Annotated in this window: 2 protein-coding genes; both read left to right on the top strand. The window is 59.8% G+C overall.

The annotated features are described in order from the left end of the window. Nucleotides 1–16 precede the first annotated feature (16 nt). Nucleotides 17–3,004 (top strand): excinuclease ABC subunit UvrA, encoded by a 2,988-nt coding sequence (gene uvrA / locus Q0R16_RS11540; RefSeq protein ID WP_295636045.1) that lies wholly within the window; start codon nt 17–19, stop codon nt 3,002–3,004. Between the two features lie 412 nt (nt 3,005–3,416). Next, nucleotides 3,417–4,733 (top strand): DUF4062 domain-containing protein, encoded by a 1,317-nt coding sequence (locus Q0R16_RS19595; protein ID WP_366857572.1) that lies wholly within the window; start codon nt 3,417–3,419, stop codon nt 4,731–4,733. Nucleotides 4,734–5,411 lie beyond the last annotated feature (678 nt).

Raw genomic sequence — 5,411 nt, 5'->3', positions numbered from 1 at the left:
TGGAACATCGCGCGACATGAGTCTCACGCATATAACGGTTCGCGGCGCGCGCGAGCATAACCTCAAGGGGTTTGATGTCAGCCTGCCGCGCGATCAGTTGATCGTGATCACCGGGCTGTCGGGCAGCGGCAAATCCAGCCTGGCGTTCGATACGATCTATGCCGAAGGGCAGCGGCGTTACGTGGAATCGCTGAGCGCCTACGCGCGCCAGTTCCTCGAAATGATGCAGAAGCCCGATGTCGAGCATATCGACGGGCTTTCCCCCGCGATCTCGATCGAGCAGAAAACCACCAGCCGCAACCCGCGCTCGACCGTGGCCACCGTCACCGAGATCTACGACTACATGCGCCTGCTGTGGGCGCGCGTGGGGGTGCCGTACTCGCCCGCAACCGGGTTGCCGATCGAGGCGCAAAGCGTCAGCCAGATGGTCGACCGCGTGATGACGCTGCCCGAGGGCACGCGCGCCTATCTGCTCGCCCCGGTGGTGCGCGGGCGCAAGGGCGAATACCGCAAGGAACTGGCCGAATGGCAGCGCGCCGGCTACACCCGCGTGCGCATCGACGGCGCCTTCCACGAAATCGACGAAGCCCCCGCGCTCGACAAGAAGTACAAGCACGACATCGAAGTGGTGGTCGATCGCATCGCGGTGAAAGCCAGAACTTCCGAACGAGAAGGCATCGAAACGCGCCTGGCCGACAGCTTCGAACAGGCGCTGCGGCTGGCCGAAGGGCTGGCCTACGTGGACCTGGCCGATACCACGGTGGCCGAACTCCAATCCCAACCTCCGTTCGTGTCGAGCGAAGTCGAGACACCTGCGCGCGGCATCTCGACTACGCTCGATGCGAACGGAGGTGGCGAGAAGATCGGCGCAATGAAAAACGCCGGCCTCCCCGCCAACCGCATCGTGTTCAGCGAGAAATTCGCCTGCCCCGTCAGCGGCTTCACGCTCGAAGCGATCGAACCCCGCCTGTTCAGCTTCAACGCCCCGCAAGGCGCGTGCCCGGCTTGCGACGGGCTGGGTGAAAAGCTGCTGTTCGATCCGCAACTGGTCGTGCCCAACGAAGGCCTCACGCTCAAGCAGGGCGCGATCGTGCCCTGGGCCAAGTCCAATCCGCCCAGCCCGTACTACATGCAGGTGCTCGCCAGCCTGGCCACCGAATACGGCTTCAACCTCACCACCAAGTGGGAGGATTTGCCCGGCGAAGTCCGCCTGATCGTGCTCCACGGCACCGGCGGCAAGGCCATCCCGCTCACCTTCGTCGATGGCCGCAAAAGCTACACCGTCAAGAAGGCGTTCGAAGGCGTCATCGGCAACCTCAACCGCCGCCTGCTGCAAACCGAGAGTGCCTGGATGCGCGAGGAACTGGGCAAATACCAGACCGCGCAACCCTGCGAGACCTGCGGCGGCGCGCGGCTCAAGCCCGAGGCGCTTTCGGTGAAGATCGCGGGCGAGGATATCTCGATGTCCGCCCGCCGCCCGGTGGCCGAAGCGCTGGCGTGGTTTTCCACGCTCGATCAAAAGCTTACCGCGCAGCAAAGCCAGATCGCCAAGGCCATCCTGAAAGAGATCAACGAGCGGCTCGGCTTCCTCAACAACGTCGGGCTCGATTACCTCAACCTCGATCGCACCTCGGGCACGCTCTCGGGCGGCGAAAGCCAGCGCATCCGGCTTGCCAGCCAGATCGGCTCGGGCCTGTCGGGCGTGCTCTACGTGCTCGACGAACCCAGCATCGGCCTCCACCAGCGCGACAACGACCGGTTGCTCGAAACGCTCAAACGCCTGCGCGATCTCGGCAACACCGTGATCGTGGTCGAGCATGACGAGGACGCGATCCGCCACGCCGATCACATCGTCGATCTCGGCCCCGGCGCCGGCGTCCACGGTGGCGAGATCGTCGCACAGGGCAGCTTGCAGGACATCCTCGACAGCCCCGCCAGCCTCACCGGCCAGTACCTGACCGGCGCACGCCGGATCGAGGTGCCCAAGCAACGCCGCAAGGGCAACGGCCACAAGATCGTGGTCACCAACGCCCGCGCCAACAACCTCCAGAACGTGACCGCCAGGTTCCCGCTCGGCATGTTCGTCTGCGTGACGGGGCTATCGGGCAGCGGCAAGTCCACGCTCACACTCGACACGCTTTACGCCGGCGCCGCGCGCACGCTCAACGGCGCGCGGGTGATCGCCGGCGCGCACGACAAGATCACCGGGCTCGAACTGTGCGACAAGGTGATCGAGATCGACCAGAGCCCGATCGGCCGCACCCCGCGCAGCAACCCCGCCACTTACACCGGCGCCTTCACCCAGATCCGCGACTGGTTCGCCGGCCTGCCCGAATCTGCCGCGCGCGGGTACAAGCCCGGACGGTTCAGCTTCAACGTCAAGGGCGGCCGCTGCGAAAAGTGCCAGGGCGACGGGCTGATCAAGATCGAAATGCACTTCCTGCCCGACGTTTACGTGACGTGCGAGGAATGCGACGGCAAACGCTACAACCGTGAAACGCTCGAGGTGAAGTTCAAGGGCCACAGCATCGCCGACGTGCTCGACATGACGGTCGAGGATGCCGAGGAATTCTTCAAGGCCGTCCCCCCCATCCGCGACAAGATGGCGATGCTGAACGAAGTCGGCCTTGGCTACGTCAAGGTCGGCCAGCAGGCCACCACGCTCTCGGGCGGCGAGGCGCAGCGCGTGAAACTGTCCAAGGAACTGAGCCGCCGCGCCACCGGCAACACGCTGTATATCCTCGACGAACCCACCACCGGCCTGCACTTCGAAGACGTCCGCAAACTGCTCGAAGTCCTCCACCGCCTTGTCGACCAGGGCAACAGCGTCGTTGTGATCGAACACAATCTGGACGTGATCAAGACCGCCGACTGGATTCTGGACCTGGGTCCCGAAGGCGGCACCCGCGGCGGTTATCTGGTGGCCGAAGGCACCCCCGAGCAGGTGGCCAAGAACCCGGCGAGCGTGACCGGGCATTACCTTAAGCCGCTGCTGAAAAAGTAGCGCATCCTAAATCCTCCCCGAGCTTGCTCGGGGAGGGGGACCGCCCGAAGGGTGGTGGAGGGGGAGTGCGCCCAAGCGCCCCGCCGCCGCACAAGCGCAACCAAGACCCCCCTCCCGCCTGCGGGAGGGGCTAGGGGTGGGAAGGCACCAAAGCGCAACGTCTACTCAACCCGAATTTCGAAGAAGGAAAGATTGATGCGGGGGTCGACCACCCAACAGCCCGCGAAGGTCTGCGGGGCACGGCCACGTTTGATTTCTGCGAAGCTGCCTCAGGTTGGGGCAGGTTTTCGCGGATGAAAGTGCGACTGATCAGGCTAACATTTCCCGAAAAAAGATATTTGACACGTAGTGCGAAATATATGTTGCAGTGATAAGTTGGAAAAGCCAATAAAGCCACATTACGGAGGCGACTATGGCTGGCTTGAGAGTGTTTGTGTCATCTACCTGCGTCGATTTAAGTGCGCAGCGTGCCCAGGTTAGAACGTTACTTGAGCAAATGGGGTATGAGCCCATTATGAGCGAACACTCAGATGTGCTGTTTGATCACCGATTGCATACGCATACCAGTTGCGGCAAAGAAGTCAACAATGCAGACATGATCATTCTACTGATTGGGTCTAGATTCGGAGGGGCAGCCGTTCCCGATGCTTTGTCTAGCATAGATTTCGATGAAATTGCAAAAGAATCTTCAAAGATTGATTTAATTACCGAAAAAAAGAAGCTCTCGATTACTCAAGTTGAGGTTATGAGGGCTGTTGAGCTGAACATACCACTATTTGCTTTTGTCGATTCGAAGGTCTATTCTGACCATCATTTATATCAATCTAACAAGGATAAGTCGTTCGTTGAAGAAATATTCTATCCCTCAATTCAAAAGCCGCAAACGGCTAAGTACGTCTTCGAATTTATTAACTTCATCACGCATAGAACTCTAAATAACGCAATTATAGAATACACCAATTTTGATGATATTTCCAGTCATTTAATCAAGCAATGGTCCATGACATTTCAGAGGCTTCTTAGAGATGAGCGGGAAAAGGCTGTGGAAGGCCGCAGGGCGGATATATTGATTGAGCAGATCCAAGATCTAAAGGCGGCCGTGATCCAGTCAATTAGCGTCGGTTCGGGGCGCGATATTGCAAGAAGCGTTTTGAAATATCGCCGATTGATAGATTTCCTATTGGGCATGAGGATGTTCAAGCCACAGCTAGACCTAATTCAGTTTACCGGTGCATTCGATGATTTACTTGAAGAATTTGGAGTGACTGACTTTTTTGCAGATAATTCTAGCGCCGCCTTTAGCAGTCGGATGATTTTGATCCGAGAAGATGATACATATGTGAGAGCCAGAATGCCACTTCGCCGTTTTGCAACATTACCGGTCGAATGGCAGAATTTCTCTAATCTTGATGAAGAAATAAAAGCCGCCGTCGTTCACGGAATCGAAGATAGTGAGGGTATGGCGTATCCAGTGTTGACCCATGTCGAAGAACCATACATCCATGGTGGCATTGAGCAAGTTGTACTTGATAACCTTGCTGAAGAGGTAACTTCGGAAATCGCACCCCCGTATTGGAATGAACAGAGAGTCAGGCAGTTAACGGTATTGTGGGAGACCGGACGGAATGCCGCTGAAATTGCCGAGATTATGGGCGGTGTTAGTCGTAACGCAGTGATTGGTAAGGCGCACCGGCTTGGTTTAAGGCCACGCCCCGCTCCGACAAGTTGACCCGGTTTGACTTGGCGACGATTCTTCCCTGTCCTACACCCCATCCCCTGCGCTACGCACCCCGTTTTCCTTTTGTTCTCCGCAAAGGAAACGGATCATGGACCAGCCCGACCAGCCGCAGCCGCTCCCTCACGCCACCAGCCCGTTCGGGCGGGGGTGGATACCGATGGAGCGCGATATCGGGATTCCGGGGGAGCGGGTCGCCAGGAACCAGCGGTGGTTTGAGGGTGAGGGGGATGGGGTCGGAGACGGGGCGCTCGACGCGGGGGCGGATTGTCGGCGGTTGGGGGCTTGGGTTGGGGCTTTGGGGGACGATGGGGTTGCTTGTGGGGCTGCCCACCCCCGGCCCCTCCCGCAGGCGGGAGGGGGGCAGGACGGCGCTCCGCTTTTGGGACCGTCCGATGCGTCACCTTCCTACAGACACTGGACGCCCGAGCGGCAGGTGCGGTTTCTGGCGTTCCTGGCAGAGAACGGGCGGGTGCGGCATGCTTGTGCTCGGGTGGGGATGTCGTTCCAGTCGGCTTATGTGCTGCGGCGGCGCCATGCGGCGTTTGCGCAGGGGTGGGATGCGGCCATGGTGCTGGCGCGCGACCATGCCGAACGCGTGCTGGCCGATCGCGCGATCGATGGCGTGGTCGAAACGGTGTGGTACCGCGGCGAGGCGGTCGGCCACCGGCG

The sequence above is a fragment of the Novosphingobium sp. genome (assembly GCF_025351285.1).
Lineage (GTDB): Bacteria > Pseudomonadota > Alphaproteobacteria > Sphingomonadales > Sphingomonadaceae > Novosphingobium.
Note: the sequence above shows the minus strand (reverse complement) of the source record. Positions and strands in the feature narration are given on the sequence as shown.